Annotated in this window: 15 protein-coding genes; 13 read left to right on the top strand and 2 right to left on the bottom strand. The window is 66.5% G+C overall.

What is annotated here, in order from left to right:
• The first annotated feature begins 139 nt into the window (after positions 1–139).
• The 5 genes from CupriaWKF_RS17195 (at position 140) to CupriaWKF_RS17215 (ending at position 8043) form a co-directional block, all read left to right on the top strand.
• Complete coding sequence (locus CupriaWKF_RS17195; protein ID WP_276098987.1) at positions 140–1165, top strand: D-2-hydroxyacid dehydrogenase family protein; 1026 nt, start codon at positions 140–142, stop codon at positions 1163–1165.
• A gap of 225 nt (positions 1166–1390) precedes the next feature.
• A complete protein-coding gene (locus tag CupriaWKF_RS17200; protein WP_276098988.1) occupies positions 1391–2563 on the top strand; it encodes an MFS transporter in 1173 nt (390 codons plus the stop codon).
• Positions 2564–2692: 129 nt separating this feature from the next.
• The gene (locus tag CupriaWKF_RS17205; RefSeq protein ID WP_276098989.1) at positions 2693–3331 is read left to right on the top strand and encodes an MOSC domain-containing protein; all 639 of its coding nucleotides are present in this window, start codon (positions 2693–2695) and stop codon (positions 3329–3331) included.
• A gap of 269 nt (positions 3332–3600) precedes the next feature.
• Complete coding sequence (locus tag CupriaWKF_RS17210) at positions 3601–4842, top strand: efflux RND transporter periplasmic adaptor subunit (RefSeq protein WP_276098990.1); 1242 nt, start codon at positions 3601–3603, stop codon at positions 4840–4842.
• A 3-nt stretch (positions 4843–4845) separates the two neighbouring features.
• Positions 4846–8043 (top strand): efflux RND transporter permease subunit, encoded by a 3198-nt coding sequence (locus CupriaWKF_RS17215; RefSeq protein WP_276098991.1) that lies wholly within the window; start codon positions 4846–4848, stop codon positions 8041–8043.
• A gap of 173 nt (positions 8044–8216) precedes the next feature.
• On the opposite strand, the gene CupriaWKF_RS17220 is transcribed toward CupriaWKF_RS17215, so the two are convergent.
• Positions 8217–9116 carry a T6SS immunity protein Tli4 family protein gene (locus tag CupriaWKF_RS17220; protein WP_276098992.1) on the bottom strand — a complete coding sequence of 300 codons (900 nt, stop codon included), beginning with the start codon at positions 9114–9116 and terminating at the stop codon, positions 8217–8219.
• Positions 9113–10894: a hypothetical protein gene (locus CupriaWKF_RS17225; RefSeq protein WP_276098993.1), complete on the bottom strand. Its 1782-nt coding sequence runs from the start codon at positions 10892–10894 to the stop codon at positions 9113–9115. Before CupriaWKF_RS17225 ends, CupriaWKF_RS17220 begins: the two co-directional genes overlap by 4 nt.
• A 261-nt stretch (positions 10895–11155) precedes the next feature.
• On the opposite strand from CupriaWKF_RS17225, the gene CupriaWKF_RS17230 reads away from it, so the two are divergent.
• From CupriaWKF_RS17230 to CupriaWKF_RS17265, 8 genes are all read left to right on the top strand, one after another.
• Entirely contained in the window at positions 11156–12031 is an 876-nt protein-coding gene (locus CupriaWKF_RS17230) for a ChaN family lipoprotein (protein ID WP_276100857.1), read from the top strand.
• Positions 12032–12295: 264 nt separating this feature from the next.
• Positions 12296–13264: a tripartite tricarboxylate transporter substrate binding protein gene (locus CupriaWKF_RS17235; protein WP_276098994.1), complete on the top strand. Its 969-nt coding sequence runs from the start codon at positions 12296–12298 to the stop codon at positions 13262–13264.
• A gap of 260 nt (positions 13265–13524) precedes the next feature.
• Complete coding sequence (locus CupriaWKF_RS17240) at positions 13525–13998, top strand: tripartite tricarboxylate transporter TctB family protein (RefSeq protein WP_276098995.1); 474 nt, start codon at positions 13525–13527, stop codon at positions 13996–13998.
• Between the two features lie 27 nt (positions 13999–14025).
• Positions 14026–15540, top strand: a complete 1515-nt coding sequence (locus CupriaWKF_RS17245; protein ID WP_276098996.1) for a tripartite tricarboxylate transporter permease — start codon at positions 14026–14028, stop codon at positions 15538–15540.
• A gap of 113 nt (positions 15541–15653) precedes the next feature.
• Positions 15654–16712: an AbrB family transcriptional regulator gene (locus CupriaWKF_RS17250; RefSeq protein ID WP_276098997.1), complete on the top strand. Its 1059-nt coding sequence runs from the start codon at positions 15654–15656 to the stop codon at positions 16710–16712.
• 66 nt (positions 16713–16778) lie between these two features.
• Entirely contained in the window at positions 16779–17204 is a 426-nt protein-coding gene (locus CupriaWKF_RS17255; protein WP_276098998.1) for a PaaI family thioesterase, read from the top strand.
• 33 nt (positions 17205–17237) lie between these two features.
• The gene (locus CupriaWKF_RS17260; protein WP_276098999.1) at positions 17238–18134 is read left to right on the top strand and encodes a patatin-like phospholipase family protein; all 897 of its coding nucleotides are present in this window, start codon (positions 17238–17240) and stop codon (positions 18132–18134) included.
• A 63-nt stretch (positions 18135–18197) separates the two neighbouring features.
• Positions 18198–19667 (top strand): FAD-dependent oxidoreductase, encoded by a 1470-nt coding sequence (locus tag CupriaWKF_RS17265; RefSeq protein ID WP_276099000.1) that lies wholly within the window; start codon positions 18198–18200, stop codon positions 19665–19667.
• Positions 19668–19673: the final 6 nt, after the last annotated feature.

The following is a 19673-nucleotide window of genomic DNA, read 5'->3' on the forward strand; positions in this document are numbered from 1 at the left end:
CTGCGCAGCATTGCGAATCATGGATTGACGCATGGATTGTGCCGGGCCGGGATGGCCGACAATAGCGCTTGCGGCGCGCGTTCCGTTGCCGCGAGCACACATCCCGGGTCACAAGGCCAGCCGACAAAAAGAGTTTCCGATGAAGATTGCTGTACTCGACGATTACCAGGATGCCGTGCGCAAGCTGCCCTGCTTCAGCCTGCTGGAAGGACACGACGTCAAGGTGTTCAACAACACCGTCAAGGGCGTGGGCCAGCTGGCCGCGCGCCTGTCGGACGTGGAGGCGGTCGTACTGATCCGCGAACGCACGCGCATCACGCGCCAGCTCCTCGAAAAGCTGCCCAAGCTGAAGATCATCAGCCAGACCGGGCGCGTCGGCGTCGCGCCGGACACGCATATCGATGTCGAGGCGTGCACCGACCGCGGCGTGGCGGTGCTGGAGGGCGTCGGCTCGCCGGTTGCGCCGGCCGAGCTGACCTGGGCGCTGATCATGGCAGCCCAGCGCCGCATTCCGCAGTATGTGGCGAGCCTCAAGCACGGCGCCTGGCAGCAGTCCGGCCTGAAGTCGACCACCATGCCGCCCAACTTCGGCCTGGGCCAGGTGCTGCGCGGGCAGACCCTGGGCATCTGGGGCTACGGCAAGATCGGCCGGCTGCTGGCCGGCTATGGCCGGGCCTTCGGCATGAACGTGCTGGTCTGGGGGCGCGAGGCATCGCAGGAAGCGGCGCGCGCCGATGGCCTGGCGGTCGCGGAGTCCAAAGACCAGTTTTTCGCCGACAGCGACGTGCTGTCGCTGCACCTGCGCCTGAACGACGACACGCGCGGCATCGTCAAGCTGACCGACCTGACCCGCATGAAGCCGACGGCGCTGTTCGTCAATACCAGCCGCGCCGAACTGCTGGAAGAGAACGCGCTGGTCGCGGCGCTGAACCGCGGCCGTCCCGGCATGGCGGCGGTGGACGTGTTCGAGTCCGAGCCGATCCTGCAGGGCCACGCGCTGCTGCGCATGGAAAACTGCATCTGCACGCCGCACCTGGGGTATGTGGAGCGCGACAGCTATGAGCTGTACTTCCGTACCGCGTTCCAGAACATCCTCGATGTGCTGGCCGGCCAGCACGACAGCATCGTCAACCCGAAGGCTTTGACGCCGGCGCTGTCGCGCTGACGAACCTTTCATCCACGGTTGGCGTCCCTCTGCCACTCCGCGGGAGAGGGGGGCCTGCCTAGAATCGGCTCGACAACGCCGGATACCTCCCCGCTTCGGCCGCCGCGGACGCGAATTTCGCGAAACCGCTACACTCGGGACTTCCCCAGGCGCGGGCCGCAACGGCCCGCCGCACATCCCGACAATAACAAGGCGCCAGCGCGCCACCCTTCCACCAAGGCCGGAATGGACCCCAGGCTCGTGACGCTCTGCGTCGGCAATTTCATCATTGGCACCGGCGCGATGATCGTGACCGGCATGTTGAACGACATTGCCGGCGATTTCGGCCTGGGCGTGGCCAGTGCCGGCCAGCTGATCTCGGTATTTGCACTGGCCACCTGCGTGGGGGCGCCGGTATTCGCCACGCTCGGTTCGCGCATCGACCGCCGCCTGCTGCTGGCCGGTTCGCTGCTGGTCTACGCGGTGATGCACCTGGCCGCGGCGCTGGCGCCGAATTTCGCCACGCTGATGGTGATTCGCTTCCTGACCGCGATCGGCGCTGCCATCTACACTCCGCAGACCGCTGCCACCCTGCCGCTGCTGGTCAATGCGCAGACGCGCGGGCGCGCGATCAGCTTCGTGTTCCTGGGCTGGAGCATCGCCAGCGTGGTCGGCGTGCCGCTGGGCACCTGGATCGCGAGCACGCTCGGCTGGCGCGTCAGCATGGCGATCGTGGGCGTGCTGGCGCTGCTGGTGTCGGCGGCGGTCTGGCGCGCCTTGCCGCGCGGGCTCTACGTGCCGGCCGTGGGCCGCGAGGCCTGGGGCGCGGTGCTGCGCCACCGGCCGATCCTGCTCGTGGTGGCCACCACCATGATCCAGTCGGCGGGCATGTTCACGATGTTTACCTACATTGCGCCGCTGATGCGCGATGTCCACGGCATTACCGGCGCCGCGCTGAGCCTGATGTTCCTGGCCTACGGCGCCTGCGGGGTGTTCGGCAATGCGATGGCGGCCTCGCGCATGGACCGGATCTCGCCGAGCCGGATCGTCCGGATCACGCTGCTGACGTCGATTACGGCGCTGCTGCTGTGGCCGCTGGCGGGCCTGCACAGCGTGGCGCTGGTGCTGCTGTTCATGCTGTGGGGCGTGGGCGGGTTTGCCACCAATAGCGCGCAGCAGGCGCGGCTGGTGATGATTGCGCCGGACCGGGCCTCGGTGTCGATCTCGCTCAACTCGTCGTCGATCTACCTCGGCCAGGCGCTGGGCGCCATGGCCGGCGCGGCCATCTATACCGTGGCCGGCTCCGGTTCGCTGCACTGGGGTGCCGCGGCGCTGATGCTGGCTGCCCTGGTTATCTCGCAGCGCGCGCGGGCGCTTGGCTGCCAGTGGCCGCCGCGGCCGGCACCGCAACAGGCCTGAGCGGATCCCGGACCCGCTTCAGCGGGGTTTCGTTCCACAGCTTTTCCACAGTGTTGTCCAACGCACTGTCCACCAACTGTTCCCTGCGTTATCCACGGAGTTATCCACAACTCCTGCAGCGGGGGCATCGTGAGCGAACCGAACGGAGTCCTGGCCGGCGCACGCGTGCTGGCGATCAGTATCGGCAAGGCCATTCCGCTGGTGGTCGCCCGCGCCGGCACCGAGGCGGTGGTGATGTCCGGCATCCGCAAGCACCCGGTCAGCACGCTGGCCCGCCCGCTGCGCGTGCAGGTGCGTCCGCTCGGCGTGGCCGGCGACGAGCAGGCGGACCTGGCGGCGCACGGCGGCCCGGACAAGGCTGTCTATGCCTATCCGTCCGAGCACTACGCCTGGTGGAACGCGCGCCGCCGCGCCGCCGCGCAACCCGAAGCGCACCGTGGCCTGCCATTCGGCGCCATGGGGGAGAACCTGACCATCGAAGGCCTGGACGAGACCGACCTTTGGGTCGGCGACATGCTGAGCATCGGCACCGCGCTGCTGCGTGTGGCGTCGCCGCGGCAGCCCTCGTGCAAGTTCAATGCGGTGCTGGGCTACCGCCATGCCGTCCGCGACATGGTCGAGAGCGGCTACTCCGGCGTCTACCTGAGCGTGGTGCGGACCGGCGAAGTCCGGGCAGGCGATGCCATTTATGTGCATCATGGGCCACGCAAATTGTCGATTGACAGCATTAACCGCTGGCGCCGGGATGGCCGGCGGCAGCTTTTCTGATAATGTTTGTCTATCGATACAAGCAGTCGCCCCCGCCTCCGCCACGCCACCCTCGTCGCCAATCAAGCCAGGCCCGGATCACGCCGTTACCGCTGTAACGCGCTGTAATAGTCCGCGCTGGCTACGCGGGGCGAACCACTGTACTAGTAGAGGTTTTGCGCGACACGTACCCGCCCGGTCCCCGGGCTGCCCGTATTGGGCGGTCACGGCAGGAACAGAGGCGGGACGTCACCGGGGAGGCGCGCTGCGGCTTAGAGGGTCCACACAAGATGAAGACAGACAGGATCGATCAGCCCAAGGGGTTTGTCGACGGCAACTGGAGTGCGTCCGCGGGAACCGGCCGGGGCCGGGTATCGCCGTGGGTCGTGGTGATCACGGTGGCCGTGCTTGGCGGGGCGGGATGGTTCGGCTGGCATGCCTGGCTGGCACCCAGGCCCGTCGCGAAGGGGCCCGCGCCGGTGGTGGTCGCTACCGCGCTCGTGCAGCAGGGCGACGTGCCGCTGCAATTCACGGCCAACGGCAACGTGACGGCGTTATCCACAGTCGAGGTTCGCCCACAGGTCTCGAGTACCGTGCGCGCCGTCCATATCAAGGAAGGCCAGACCGTCAAGCCCGGCGACCTGCTGTTCTCGCTCGACACGCGCATGGACGAGGCCAACCTGGCCAAGGCGCAGGCGCAGCAGCTGCGCGACCAGGCCGACCTGTCCGACGCGCGCCGCAACCTGGCGCGCAGCAAGGAACTGCTGGAGCGCAACTTCATTTCCAAGAGCGCGGTGGATACGGCCCAGGCAAAGGTGGACGGCTTCGAGGCCACCATCCGCGCCGACCAGGCCGCGATCGAGGCCAGCCGCGTTGCCGTCAGCTACGGCGCGATCCGCGCCAGCATCGGCGGGCGCACTGGCGTGATCAATGTCTTCCCGGGCTCGATGGTGCTGCCCAACAGCACCGGCCCGATGGTCACCATCGCTCAGGTCCAGCCGATCGCGGTGACCTTCAGCCTGCCCGAGCGCCAGCTCGCCGCGCTGCGCGACGCCTTGCGCTCCGGCCCCGTGCAGGTCACGGCCCAGCCCAACGACGGCAGCAAGACGCCGGTGACGGGCAAGATCACCTTCATCGACAACACCGTCGACCCGCAGTACGGCACCATCCGCGTCAAGGCGCAGTTCGACAATGACGAGCAGCGCCTGTGGCCCGGCACCTATGCCAACGTCAGCGCCGTGGTGCAGACACTCAAGGATGCGTTGTCGGTGCCGCCGCAGGCCGTGGTGACGGGGCCGGAAGGCCGCTTCGTCTACGCCGTGCAGCCGGACAGCAAGGTCGCCCGCATGCCCGTGAAGATGGTGACCACCACCGCCACGTCGGCCGTGATCGAAGGCGTGCCGCCGGGCACGCGCGTGGTCGTGGAAGGCACGCAGAACCTGCGCCCGGGCACCCTGGTGCGCGAAGCCGCGCCGGCGTCCGCCCCCGCCGCCACGCCGGCGAGCGCGCCCGATGCCGCCCAGGGACACTAAGTCATGACGCTGTCCGAGCTTTGTATCCGCCGTCCGGTGATGACGGTGCTGCTGTGCATCGCGGTCATCGTCACCGGCATCGTGCTGTACCCGACCATCCCGATCGCCGCGCTGCCCAGCTTCAACTCGCCGGTGATCCAGGTCACGGCGACGCTGCCGGGCGCAAGCCCCGAAACCATGGCCGCCTCGGTGGCCACGCAGCTTGAAAAGCAGTTCGCGACGATTCCGGGCGTGACGGTGATCAGCTCGTCGAACACGCTTGGCAATTCGAGCATCACGATCGAATTCGACAGCGACCGCGACATCGATGCCGCCGCCGTGGACGTGCAAGCGGCGCTGTTCCGCGCCCAGCGTTCGCTGCCGATCGAGATGACGGTGCCGCCGTCGTACCGCAAGGTCAACCCGGCCGATGCGCCGGTGCTGCTGCTGGCGATCAACTCGCCGGCGATGAGCCTGGCTGAACTCAATGCCTTTGGCGACAACCTGATCTCGCCGACGCTGGCCACGCTGCCCGGCGTGGCGCAGGTCCAGGTGTTCGGCCAGAAGCGCTTTGCCGTGCGCGTGCGCGCCCACCCGGACGCGCTGGCCGCACGCGGCCTGACGCTCGACGAACTGGCCACGGCGCTGAACCGTGCCAACGCCAACACGCCGGTCGGCACGCTCGACAGCGCGCGCCAGACGCTGACGATCCAGGCCAACCGGCAGCTTGCCAATGCCGAAGCGTTCCGCGGCATCATCGTCGCGAGCCAGCCCAACGGCGTGCTGGTACGCCTGTCCGACGTGGCCGAGGTGGAAGACAGCGTCGAGACCCTCAAGACCGGCAGCTGGCTCAACAACGAACGCTCCATCGTGCTGGCCGTGCTGCGCCAGCCCGACGCCAACACCGTGGCCGTGGTGGATGCGATCAAGGGCGCCCTGCCCCGGCTGCTGGCCCAGATGCCGGGCTCGGTCAACGTGTCGGTGGTCAACGACCGCTCCAACTCGATCCGCGAATCGATCCACGACGTGCAGTTCACGCTGGCGCTCACGGTCGCGCTGGTGGTGATGGTGATCTTCCTGTTCCTGCGCCGCGCCGCCGCCACGCTGATCCCCACGGTGTCGCTGCCGATCTCGCTGATCGGCACGGTGGCGCTGATGAAGGCCTTCGGCTATAGCCTGGACAACGTGTCGCTGCTGGCCATCACGCTGGCCGTGGGCCTGGTGGTGGACGACGCCATCGTCATGCTCGAGAACATCGTGCGCCATATCGAGGAAGGCGTGCCGCCGCTCAAGGCCGCGCTGGTCGGTTCGCGCGAGATGGGCTTCACCATCCTGTCGATCTCGATCTCGCTGGTGGCGGTGTTCATCCCGATCTTCTTCATGCCGGGCGTGATCGGGCTGCTGTTCCATGAGTTCGCCGCGGTGGTGTCGCTGTCGATCCTGGTGTCGGCGCTGGTGTCGCTCACGCTGATCCCGATGCTGTGCGCGCGTTTCCTGTCGGCCGAGAACGTGCCGGTCGATGAATCGCAGCACGCCTATGGCGATCACGCTGGCCACGCGCCGGCGGTGGTGCAGAAGCAGACGCTGGGCATGCGCTCGACGCAGTGGTTCGAGAACCTGTTCGAGTGGACGCTGCACAAGTACGCGCACGGCCTGGACTGGTGCCTGGCGCACCGGCGCGTGGTGCTGGTGGCCGCCGGCCTGACCTTCGTGCTGACCGCCGTGCTGTTCGTCAAGATTCCCAAGGGCTTCTTCCCCGAGGAAGACATCGGCCAGATCCAGGTCAACGCCGAAGGCCCGCAGGACATCTCGTTCGACGCCATGGCCGAGCGGCTGCGCGATGCCGCCGAGCGCATGCGCGCCAACCCGGCGGTGAAGAGCATCGTGGTCTCGATCGGCGGCGGCCCGTCGCCGGCGATCAACACCGGCCGCATGTTCATCGAACTGAAGCCGCTCGGCGAGCGGCCCAAGATGCCAAAGGTGGTGGAGTCGCTGCGCAAGGACGTGTCCGGTATCCCGGGCCTGGCGGTGTATTTCTCGCCGGTGCAGAACCTGCGCCTGGGCGGACGCCAGAGCAAGAGCCGCTACCAGTACACGCTGCAAAGCGTGAAGGCCGGCCAGCTGCAGGAGTTCAGCGACAAGCTCATGGCAAAGATGCGCGCGGACTCGATCTTCCGCGACGTTACCAGCGACTCGCAGCAATCGGGCCTGGAGGCGCAGCTTTCGATCGACCGCGACAAGGCCAACGCGCTCGGCGTGCAGATGCAGGACGTGCGCACGGCGCTGTACTCGGCGTTCGGTGAGCGCCAGGTGTCGACGATCTACACGCCGATCGACAACTACTACGTGATCCTGCAGGCCGCCGACGTCGACCGCCAGGACGAAAGCGCGTTCACCAAGCTCTACGTGCGCAGCAAGACCGGCCAGATGGTGCCAATCTCCGCGTTCGCCACGACCGAGCGCCGGGTCGGGCCGATTGCCGTGAACCACCAGGGCCAGCTGCCTTCGGTGACGGTGTCGTTCAACCTGGCGCCCGGCGCGGCGCTTGGAGAGGCCTCGGCGAAGATCGACCGCTACCGGCAGGAGATCGCCATGCCGACCTCCATCTTCACGAGCTGGGGTGGCGACGCGGCCGTGTTCCAGTCGTCGCAGGCCACGCAGATCGTGCTGCTGGTGGCGGCCATCGCGGTCATCTATACGCTGCTGGGCGTGCTGTACGAGAGCTACATCCATCCGCTGACGATCCTGGCGGGCCTGCCCTCGGCCGCCATCGGCGCGCTGCTGACGCTGTTCCTGTTCAACGTGGAGCTGTCGCTGATCGCGACCATCGGCGTGCTGATGCTGATCGGCATCGTCAAGAAGAACGCCATCATGATGATCGACTTCGCGCTCGCGGCGCAGCGTGAGCAAGGCATGGCGCCGGCGCGGGCCATCCGCCAGGCCTGCCTGCTGCGCTTCCGGCCGATCATGATGACCACGTTCGCCGCCGTCATGGGCGCGCTGCCGCTGGCGCTGGGCCTGGGCGCGGGCGCCGAGCTGCGCCAGCCGCTGGGCCTGGCCGTGGTCGGCGGCCTGCTGTTCTCGCAGGTCATCACGCTGTTCATCACGCCGGTGATCTACCTGGCGCTGGACCGGTTCTCGGGCACCGGCCCGCTGCAGATCGATGCGGACGGGAACAGGCTGCCGGAGCAGGTGCACGCCGAGACGGTGCAGCAGCACTGAAGGACGGAAGCGAAGTTTTCCACTTCCGCTTGCGTGAGCGATGACGGCGCGTTGACCACGATGACTTGCGCGTGCTAACCGACACGTGGTCCCCGCGTATGCGGGGACCCGGCAACTTTCAGGAGGGCCGCACCACTATCCGCAGCACATGGCGGCGCGAATCTGGTCTGTACTCATACGGCCCCCGGGCGCAGCCGAATGGAGCCGACCACGGCGTCCCATAACTCCAGCGCCTCCTCGTCGCTGGCAAACGACTCCTTGTTGGTGCGGTAAGCGCTTTCGCCGACCTGCAGCGATATATTCAGATTTGGTTCAGCCAGGGAGTCGGCCTTGCCCGGCGCTTCCCATTTGAAGCCGTAAGTCCGCTTGCCGTCCTGCGTGCCTGCCACGAGAATCTCGTCGGCCTCGATGGGGCCGACCGGGTGTTCACGATTGCGCAATTGAGTAAATCCAGCCACTGCCCCCAGCAATCCTGCCAGTACTCCGCCGGCGCGCTTGCGTAAGCCGGGTTCGACACTGCGCTGCGTATAGGCGGTGACCTTGAATGAAACATCTGGCTTTCCGGCCAGCCGAATGACCATGCGCCAACTTTCGAGATTGAAGCGGCTTGCCGCCAAAATCACATCATTCACTACATAGCCAATGCCGTTCGAAATTTCACCAACTTCCAGTTCTCGCCATTCCTCTGCAAGTCGATCGCAGGAAGCAAGAACCACATTCTTCTTGTCCGGATCAATGTCTCCCGAGTATTTCAGTGTTTTTGATCCGGCTCGAAAGTATGTATCAAGGCGATAGAGTATGTCCCCCGTTGGCCGGTTCCACGAGAGCAAGCTCACCGATCCGTTGGCATGCGGCACTCGTTCGACGAACATGCTGCCATGCATTTGGTGTTTTGCATTGCGCAGTGCTTGTTCCTCTTTGGCTACCAACTGATCCAAACTGTCCTGCGACCGAATCGCCGGCAACAGCTCAATTTTCACTTTGTTGTATGCATAGCTCTCAATCGTCTTCGCCTCTCCCGGCAGGTCGATTAGATGCCGGCCAATGGCACGTGTTCTCCATCCTTCTTTCATACAGACTCCTTTCTGTGCCATTGAGCTTCTTGGGCAATCTTCACAATTGCGTGCATCGTGGCGTAGAGCGCGCGCTTATCCCCATAGCTACCCTGATGGTCGTAACAGAATTTAGTGTTCTGCTTCCCGGCGCAGTCTTGTCCATGGGCAAAGCTCATCGCGATACCTGCCTTACCCGGTGCTGCACCTGATTGGACGGGTACCGTGCCATCCCCAGGACTGTCGGGCTCACCTATTTTCAGGCTGAGCCCCTCAGAGGTTCTCAGCGTGCCGTTGCCGTCATCCTTAGTGATCTTGACCTTCTTGGGATCCAGCCCCCGGCCCCCTGTCCCCTCCCAGGCGACCTCTCCCCAGCTGAACCGATCCTTACTCGCCATAAGACCTAACCCAAGCAAGCCACCAGGATCCCTCTCGGGATCGCGCCGCCCCTGCGCGCCATAGTGGGCATAGGTATGAACCTTGTATCGCCTCTCTATTGCACGGTGAAATCTTCGAACACCGTCAACAATTTCAGTCAACGTCCTGCGTGGAGAGTCTCGATCAGGCTCAGAATCGCGCGCAAATTGCGCTTGCTTCGCGGAGTTGGGGACCAGCAAGTCCGGATTGTTGTCCGGCACCAACCCATACCAGTCCGGCGACAGATAAATCTCACTATAAGGATCACCATTCCTCGGCAACGCCAGCGTCTCCTTGCCACCCTTGCGCTCCCGCACCTTCAGCCAAGGCTTGCCATCGTTGTAGTCGGCCGTCGGCAACAACTCCAACCCACCCGGCGCCTGCGACAAAATGGCAACCACCTCTGCCGCGTTCCGCCCCAGAATCACCTGCTCCACCCCCTCGAATCCCGCACGCATGCGCTTGTACGTGGCCGGTGCACCCGTGGCGGGTTGCACGCCGTGCGAGACGCCCAGCACCTTGTCGCACTGGTGAATCTCGGTCAGCGCACGGCTCACCAGTCCGCCCATCGAGTGGGTCACCACTATCACCTTCTCGGCCATCGGACGACCCGGCTTGCGGCGCCGGATGCTGCATTGATTACTGCCTTCGCCGTCGGGTGTGTCCTCGACGATGACCGTCTTGCCTTCGTTGTAGTACGGCAGGATCGTGTTCTCGATCAGGTCCTTGATGGCCGCACCGGAGTCGCGATTGCTCTGCAGCCAGTTGTAGCCGCCGGCCCAGACATCGAACTGGTAATTGGCCGCGTGCAGGATTTCCTCGCGCGTCAATGCCTCGCCACGGTCCGCACCCCAGTCCGAAGGCGGGGATTGGCCATCTTCGGCTGCCCAGCCCTTCAGGTCCGCTACGCAGCGCTCGAAATCGTATTCCGCCAGTGAGTTCAGGAGGTGCTGCAAATCGCCCATGAACGGGTGGTAGGAGGAACGCATCAATGCTCCCCAGCCGCGCACAACGAGCACGTTTCTGGGCAACCCGCTCAGGCCGGCGTCGATCGGCCCGCTGGGATCGACCTCCACCGTTGCGGTTGCCAGGTCGCCGGCGCGGTCCTTCGCATTCTTGAACAGATAGCTGAAGAGTTGGCAGATGGCATCTGCCGCGCCGCGCAGGTCCGTGTTTGGCGGACGCCAGGCGATATCCTTCCCTTCCTTTTTCCTGAGATTGGTGCCCATGATGCCGGGCAAAAAGAGGACAGGAATAACGTAAGGTTTGGCCAGGACGATCTTTTCACGCTGATCTTCCGCTGGCGTCAGTGTCACCGGGGCATATTGATCGCCGTCGTCGTTGATGATGCTGCGGTAGAGTAGGTAGCCGGGGTTTTCCATGGTGGCGGTGGAGGGCCGGTATTGGCCTGCAATTGAGCGAGTCCGAGGCAAGTTATCTGCCGGACGGAACGCCCGGATTGACCAGCCGCAAGGAAGGTGCCGAGCGGGGACTTACACCGAGCTATAGCTGGCCGGCCGGCGGCAGCGGCAACCTGGATCGCGGGCACGGCGCTGAAGGACCTGTCCGACGGCAACCTGGCCAAGGTGGGCGAGAATCTCGCCATTGGCGGCCGCATTGAGATAAGGGAGGAACACCGCATGATGTCAATCCGGTTGCATATGGCCGGCATGCTGGCGGCGGCCCTGACCGTGCTGACGGCCGGCTGCGCAACCCAGGGACCGTCTCCCGCGGAAGTCAATGCCGACTTTGCCGGCAAGTCCTACGTGCTGCTGGGAGAAGTCCACGATAACCCCGCCGGCCAGCAACAGCGCCTCGCCGCGCTGACCCACGCCATCGAGCAAGGCTGGCGCCCCGCCATTGCCATGGAACAATTCGACCGCGAACGCCAGGCCGATATCGACCGCGCGCGCCGCGAACGAGCGGACGACGCCGACTACCTGATCGCGCAGGCCGGCGGTGGCGGCTGGCAATGGCCGCTGTACCGGCCGGTGGTGGCGCTGGCGCTGGCGTACGACCTGCCGCTGCTGGCCGCGAACCTGTCGCGCGCCGACGCGGCGAAGATCGTGCGCGGCGGCCTTGACGGCCTGTTCACGCCGCAGGAGCGTGCCCGGCTGGGCCTGACCGGCACGCTGCCGCCGGACCTGGTGGCAGCGCAGACCGCGGTGCTCGACGAAGGCCACTGCGGCAATTTCCCCAAGGCCATGCTGCCCGGCATGCTCGACGCGCAGGCCGCGCGCGATGCCGTGATGGCGGCCACACTGCGTCCCTACGCGGCGCGCGGCGCGGTGCTGATCGCGGGCAATGGCCATGTGCGCAACGATATCGGCGTGCCGCGCTGGCTGGGAGCGGATGCCGGCAAGGCGGTCAGCGTGGGCTATCTGGAGCACGGCCAGGGCAACCCGGCGGGCTTCGACCGCGTCGTGACCGTGGCGCCCGTGGAACGCGGCGATCCGTGCCGCGACGCCGTGGTGGGCAAGGCCATACCGGTCGCCGCATCCGCGCCTGCTGCGCGCTGAATCACCCGCCTATCCACGTAAACCCCGATGCAAGAGCTGTCAATCTGACAGCCTTTTGACAGTTTTCAACGCCTAGAATCCGGCACATGACCCACCAGCGGGTCACACAGAAGCCCATAACAATGCCGGCATGCAAGGCGTGCAACGGACAGGAGACAGCGACCTACCGGTTCCTTCGTGACGGTATGCGCCCGTGTCTCCCGGGTCCCGACGCGACGCCATGACGGCCAGCCGAAGATACGGCAATACCACAAGGAGACCGTTATGCGCCGCTCGATTCACCGTTTCGCCCACATCGTCATGGCCTCGGCCGTGGTTGCGGCCACCGCCGTTGCCGCGCCTGCCTATGCCATGGACACCGTCAAGTTCATGATCGGCGCCAACCCGGGCGGCGGCTATGACCAGACCGGCCGCGGCCTGGGCGCCGCGATGATCGCCTCGGGCGTGACCAAGACGGCCACCTATGACAACAAGGGCGGCGCGGGCGGCACCATCGGCCTGACCCAGTTCGTCAACACCGACAAGGGCAACCCGAATGCGCTGATGGTCGTCGGCGCGGTGATGGTCGGTGCCATCGAGACCAACCATCCGCCGGTCACGCTCAAGAACGCCACGCCGATCGCGCGCCTGTTCGCCGACACCATGGTCATCACCGTGCCGGCCAGCTCGCCGATCAAGTCGATCAAGGACCTGACCACGCAGCTCAAGGCCAACCCCGGCAGCGTGAGCTGGGGTGGCGGTTCGAAGGGTTCGATCGACCACATCCTGGCCGGCCTGATCGCCAAGGACGTCGGCGTGGACCCGAAGAAGATCAACTACGTGCCGTTCCAGGGCGGCGGTGAAGCGTCGGCCTCGATCCTCGGCGGCCACGTGACCGTCGGCATTGCCGGCGTGTCGGAATTCCTGCCGTTCATCAAGAGCGGCAAGATGCGCGCGCTGGCGGTGACCTCCAAGGACCGCACCGCCGACATCCCGACGCTCAAGGAGCAGGGCGTGAACGTCGAGATCTACAACTGGCGCGGCGTCTACGGCGCGCCCGGCACCACGCCCGAGCAGCGCAAGGCCATGATCGACGCCGTGGTGAAGGCGACCGAGAGCAAGGCCTGGAAGGAAACGCTGCAGAAGAATGACTGGACGCCGTTCCTGCTGACCGGCGATGAGTTCGGCAAGTTCGTCGACAGCGAATCGGCCCGCCTGGGCGGCACGCTGCGCGAACTGGGCGTAGCCAAGTAAGAACAGAGGCGCGCGAGCGCCTTGCAGTACGGATCCGCGGCCCCGCGGATCTGAGCAGTGCTGAAGTGTTACCTGTCGTGCCTGCCGAAGCTGCCGCAATAGACGGTAGCCGGGAAAACGGCGCGGGGCCCGGTGTCTGCCACCTGCGATAGCCAAACCAAAACTACATGTCGCCGGGCCCTGCGGCCGCGCAGGATTCAGAAAGCCAGCGTCGCGGAAGCCAGCGCCCCTGTGCTGGCGACAAAGGCCAAGGAGCCTCCATGAAACCCTCCCATCTCGCCATCGGCGTTGCCGTGCTGGCGATCTCGCTGTTCTTCTTCCTCGGCCTGTCGGGCATCTCTGGCGAAGAAGGCTATGCCGGCCTGTCGCCGCGCTTCGTGCCCACGCTGGTGGCGATCGGCCTGGCCGTGTGCGGCGCGCTGCTGACCTGGCAGGGCGTGCGCGGCGGCTTCCGCAACATGCCCGAAGAAGACGCCGAACTGCCCAGCGCCCCGCACAACTTCAAGGGCTTCCTGTGGGTGTCGGCGGGCCTGGTGCTGAATATGGCGCTGATCGGCACGCTCGGCTTCGTGCTGTCGTCCACGCTGCTGATGATCTGCGTGGCGCGCGGCTACGGCAGCCGCCGCATCGTGCGCGACGCGATCATCGGCCTGTGCATCACGGTGCCGATGTGGGCGTTGTTTGAATTCCTGCTCGGCATCAACCTGCCGCTGCTTCCCATCGCCGGCTTCTGAGCCCGCCCGTTCAGCAAGGAGTCACGAATGGATACCCTGAACCAGCTGATGCACGGCTTTGCCGTCGCCATCACGCCAATCAACCTGATGTGGGCCCTGGTGGGCTGCTTCCTCGGCACCGCCATTGGCGTGCTGCCCGGCATCGGGCCTGCGCTGACAGTGGCGATGCTGCTGCCGCTGACGGCCAAGGTCGAACCCACCGCTGCGCTGATCATGTTCGCCGGCATCTACTACGGCGCGATGTACGGCGGCTCGACCACCTCGATCCTGATGAACACGCCGGGCGAGTCGTCTACCATGGTCACGGCCATGGAAGGCAACCTGATGGCCAAGAACGGTCGTGCCGGCCCGGCGCTGGCGACGGCTGCGATCGGCTCGTTCGTGGCCGGCACCATCGCCACCGTGCTGCTGTCGATGTTCGCGCCGGTGGCGGCGGACGTCGCGCTGGAGTTCGGCCCGGGCGAATATTTCATGATCATGCTGCTCGCGTTCACCACGGTCTCGGCCGTGCTGGGCTCGTCGCTGCTGCGCGGCATGACCAGCCTGTTCCTTGGCCTGGGCATCGGCCTGATCGGCATGGATTCGCTGTCTGGCCAGACCCGCTATTCGATGAACGTGCAGGAGCTGTACGACGGCATCGACATCGTGGTGGTGGCCGTGGGCCTGTTCGCCGTGGGCGAGGCGCTGTTCAACGCGTTCTTCCCGCAGCCGGAGGGCACCTTCAACAAGCTGAGCTCGGTCCACATGAACAAGTCGGACTGGAAGCGCTCGGTCCCGGCATGGATCCGCGGCACCATCATCGGCTTCCCGTTCGGCCTGATCCCGGCCGGCGGCGCCGAGATCCCGACGTTCCTCTCCTACGCCACCGAGAAGAAGCTGTCGAACCACAAGGAAGAGTTCGGCAAGGTCGGCGCGATCGAAGGCGTGGCCGGCCCGGAGGCTGCCAACAACGCCGCCGTGACCGCCACGCTGGCCCCGCTGCTGACGCTCGGCATCCCGACCTCGAACACCACGGCGATCCTGCTGGCGGCGTTCCAGAACTACAACCTGCAGCCGGGCCCGATGCTGTTCCAGACCTCGGGCGACCTGGTGTGGGGCCTGCTGGCATCGCTGTACATCGGCAACGTGATGCTGCTGGTGCTGAACCTGCCGGCGATCGGCCTGTGGGTACGCATGCTGCGCGTGCCGACGCCGCTGCTGTACGGCGGCATCCTGATCTTCGCCGGACTCGGGGCCTACGGCATCCGCCAGTCCTGGTTCGACCTGCTGCTGCTGTTCGTGGTCGGCTTGCTGGGCATGGTGATGCGCCGCTTCGACTTCCCGACCGCGCCGGTCATCGTCGGCCTGATCCTCGGACCGATTGCCGAAAAGCAGCTGCGCAATGCGCTGTCGATCGGCCAGGGCGACTGGAGCCTGTTCGTGAAGCAGCCGATCTCGGCCACCATCCTGGCCATGACCGTGGCCGTGGTGGTGATCCCGCGCCTGCTGCGCTGGCATGCCAATCGTCCGACCGCGCACGAACAGGCGGACAATGCGGCGTGATCATCCGCCCCGTGTCATAAGATGAACGAAGCCCGGTGCATGCGCGCCGGGCTTCATGCATTCTTGCATCCACAACAACAAGGCGCCGGCGCCCCCTGCCAGGCCGCTGCATCATGAGTCTTTCCTCCCATCGCTGGCTGCCGTTCGTGCTGACGCTGCTGCTCGGCCTGGCTGCCGCGCTGCTCTGCACCGTGCTGCGCACGCCGCTGCCGTGGATGATCGGGCCGTTGCTGTCCGTCGCGAGCGCGCGCATGGCCGGCGCTGACCTGCGCGCGCCGACGCAGGCGCGCAACGCGGGCCAGTGGGTGATCGGCGCGTCGCTGGGCCTGTATTTCACGCCGGACGTGGTGGCCCGGCTGCTCGAATTCCTTCCCTACATCATCGCGGGCTCCCTGTTCGCGCTGGCATTGGGCGCGGGCGGTGCGCTGCTGCTGCGCCGGACCACGGGCGTCGCGTTCAAGACCGCATTTTTCTCGACGGCCATCGGCGGCGCTTCGGAGATGGCCAACCTGGCCGAGCGCAACGGCGCGCGCATCGACCAGGTCGCGGCGGCGCATTCCCTGCGCGTGCTGATGGTGGTGGTGGCGGTGCCGGCGATCTTCCAGTACGGCGGCATCCATGGCCTCGATCCGTACATCCCGGGGCCGCGCACGGTGAGCGCGCCGGGTCTGCTGGCGCTGATCGCCATCACGCTTGGCGTGGCGCTGCTGGTGCACCGGCTCAATATGCCGAATCCGTTCGTGATCGGCACGCTGCTGGCCGCGGCGGTGCTGACCGCTTCGGGCGTCGAGCTGTCGGCCATCCCGACGTGGATGAGCCGCGCCGGCCAGTTGCTGATCGGCGTGTCGCTGGGCGCGCGTTTCTCGCGCGACTTCCTGCATACCGCGCCGCGTTTTCTGTCGGGCGTGGCGCTGTACACGGTGGCGGCGCTGCTGGTGTCGGCGCTGCTCGGCTGGGTGATCTCGATCCTGTCCGGCGCGCATCCGGCCACGATGATCCTGGGCACCACGCCGGGCGGCATTGCCGAGATGTGCATTACGGCCAAGGTGCTGGAGCTTGGCGTGCCGCTCGTGACCGCCTTCCATGTGATCCGGATGGCCTTCGTGGTGCTGGCCACCGGCCCCCTGTATCATTGGCTCAAACATCGCGTCGCGCCGGAAGAGACGGAGTAGCGGCCAGCCCGCTTTCCGGGCGGCTACCGGGTGTCATCCCAGCGGGACAACAAGACCAGGATCGCCATGTCCGAATCCGCCGAACGCCGCCTGACCCTTGCCGAGATCGATGCCACGCTGGAGCGCGTGCTCGCGCCCTGGGTGCGCCAGCTCGGGCTGCGTGCCGAAGCCGTCGATGACGCCGGCATCACGCTGCGGCTGCCATTCCAGGAAATGTTCCGCCATGCGGGCGGCGTGGTGTGCGGCCAGGTGCTGATGTCGGCCGCCGACACCGCGATGATCGTCGCCGTGGCCAGCGCGCTGGGCGCGTTCCGGCCGATGACCACCGTCACCCTGAATACCAACTTCATGCGCCCCGTGATCGACGGCGATGTGCTCGTGCGCGCCAAGGTGCTGCGCCTTGGCAAGACCGTGGTGTTCGGCGAGATCGAGCTGACTGGCACCGATGGCAAGCTGGCCGTGCAGGCTACCACCACCTATGCCCTGCTCTGACGCCGGGCCCGCAAACGACTCGCAGATCGCGGCATGACTACCGGCACCACGACCCCCTTTGACCAGATTGTCTTCGCCGGCGGCGGCAACCGCTGCTGGTGGCAGGCGGGCTGGTGGGACACGGTGGCGCCGGAACTGAAGCTGCGCCCGCGCGTGATCGCCGGCATTTCCGCGGGCGCGGCCACGGCCTGCATGGTCTATGCGCACGACTCGCAACAGACCATGGCGTACTACCGCCAGGTGCTGTCGAACAACAAGCGCAACGCCTACTGGGGCAACCTGCTGCGCAGCGAGCGGGTGTTTCCGCACTATGGCATCTACCGCACGGCATTGCTGTCGATCTTTGCAGACGGGCGACTCGCGCACTTGCAGCAGGCACCGGAGATCCGCATCGGCGTCGCGCATATCCCGCGCTGGAGCGGGCCGCGCCTGGCCGTGGCGGCGGGGCTGCTGGCGTACAACATCGACAAGCACGTGCTCAAGACGCTGCATCCGCGGCTCGGGCGCAAGCTTGGCTTCCGCCCGGAGTTCGTGCGCGCGCAGGACTGTGGCTCGCCCGAGCAGCTTGCCGACCTGCTGCTGCAGTCGGCCTCCACGCCGCCCTTCACGCCGGTGCTGCGCCGCGACGGGCGCGCGGTGCTCGATGGCGGCCTGGTGGACAACGTGCCCGTGGACGCGCTCGACGCCACGCCGGGCAATGTGCTGGTGCTGGTGACGCGGCTGTATCCGCGCCCGCGCCGTTTCGTGATGCAAAGCGGCGGCCAGCGCCGCCTGTACCTGCAGCCTTCGCAACGCGTGCCGATCTCGAGCTGGGACTACACCCGGCCCGACGCGATGACGCACGCCTATGACCTGGGCCGCCGCGACGGGGAAACTTTCCTGCGCGAGTGGCCGTCGATCCTGAATACGGAACTGAAGTCCGGCGCCTAGCGCGTTGCTGGTGCCGGTCCGATCGTTTGTCGATGCGGCCGCGTGCCGCGACAGGAGGCATGGATGAGCAAGCGCCAGACAACAACCGCCACGTCCGACAACGGACCAAGGCGGGCCCGTCAAGTCAGTGCCGAGCCGGCGGTGGAACGCGTGCCGCGTGCGCGCGGCAAGAGCGGCAAGCCCGCGCGTTCGCGCAAGGCCGACTTCGTCGTGATCGGCGGCGGCTCGGCCGGCGTCGCGTGCGCGCGGCGCGCGGCGTCGCATGGGGCCAGCGTCGTGCTGATCGAGCGCGATGAAATCGGCGGCACCTGCGTCAACCGGGGCTGCGTGCCCAAGAAGATGCTGTCGTACGGCGCGGGCTGGGCCGCGATCCTGTCCGGCTGCCTGTCTCACACGGGTGGCCACGAGGACTGGCGCGATGCCATCGTGCGCGTCAACGCGGAAGTCGCGCGGCTGAACGTGGCCTACGCACAGCGCCTGCTCGAAGCGGGCGTCGACATCATCCGCGGCGATGCCACCGTCACGGCGCCCGATGAAGTGCGTGTGGGCGATGAAGTCATCCGCGCCAGGCGCATCCTGATCGCCACGGGCGCCCGACCCAAAGCGCTCGACATTCCCGGCGGTGAACTTGCGAGCAATTCCGACGATGTCTTCACGTGGCAGAGCGTGCCGGGATCGATCGCCGTGATCGGCGGCGGCTACATCGGCGTGGAGCAGGCATCGATCCTGTCGCGCTACGGCGTCAAGGTGGACCTGATCGTTGCCGGCGACCGGCTGCTGCCGCATTTCGACGCGGAGATCGCCGAGGCGCTTGCGGGAGCGCTCGAAGCCAAGGGCGTGCGGCTGCACCTGAATGCCACCGTCAACCTGATCAGCCAGGCCAACGGCGCGCTGGAGGTCTGCTATCTCCCCCGCAACAAGCCGGGGCAGACCGAATCCGTGCGCGCGCAGGCGGCGCTGGTAGCGGTCGGGCGCGTGTCGAACGTGGACGGGCTCGGGCTCGATGCGCTAGGCGTGAAGCTCGGCGACAAGGGCGGCATCAAGGTGGACCGGCAGTTCCGCAGCTCGGTGCGCTCGATCTATGCGATCGGCGACGCGATCGAAGGCCTGCACCTGACACCAGTCGCAACCTCGCAGGGCCGCTGGCTCGCGGACCGGCTGTTCGGCCGCCGCGGCGAACGCTCGGACTTCGATTTCGTGCCGACTGCCGTGTTCTGCGAACCGGCCATCGGCGCGGTCGGGCTGACCGAGGCCCAGGCCGTCGAAGAGGCCGGCAAGCCCGAGCGCATCCGCACCGTGGTCAAGCGCTTTGTCTCGCTCGAAAGCCGCTTCGGCGGCAATGCGCTGCAATCGGTGTTCAAGCTTGTGCTGAACGCGCGTACCGGGCGCGTGCTGGGTGTGCACCTGATGGACAACGCGGCACCGGAGATCGTGCAGGCGATGGCGGTGGCGCTGCGGCTCGGGGTGCGCGAATCTCACCTGGAGACTACGCTGCAACTGCATCCCACGGTGGCGGAAGAGCTGTTCGGCTGATGGAGA

It is taken from the genome of Cupriavidus sp. WKF15, from assembly GCF_029278605.1.
In the GTDB taxonomy this organism is placed as follows: Bacteria; Pseudomonadota; Gammaproteobacteria; order Burkholderiales; family Burkholderiaceae; genus Cupriavidus.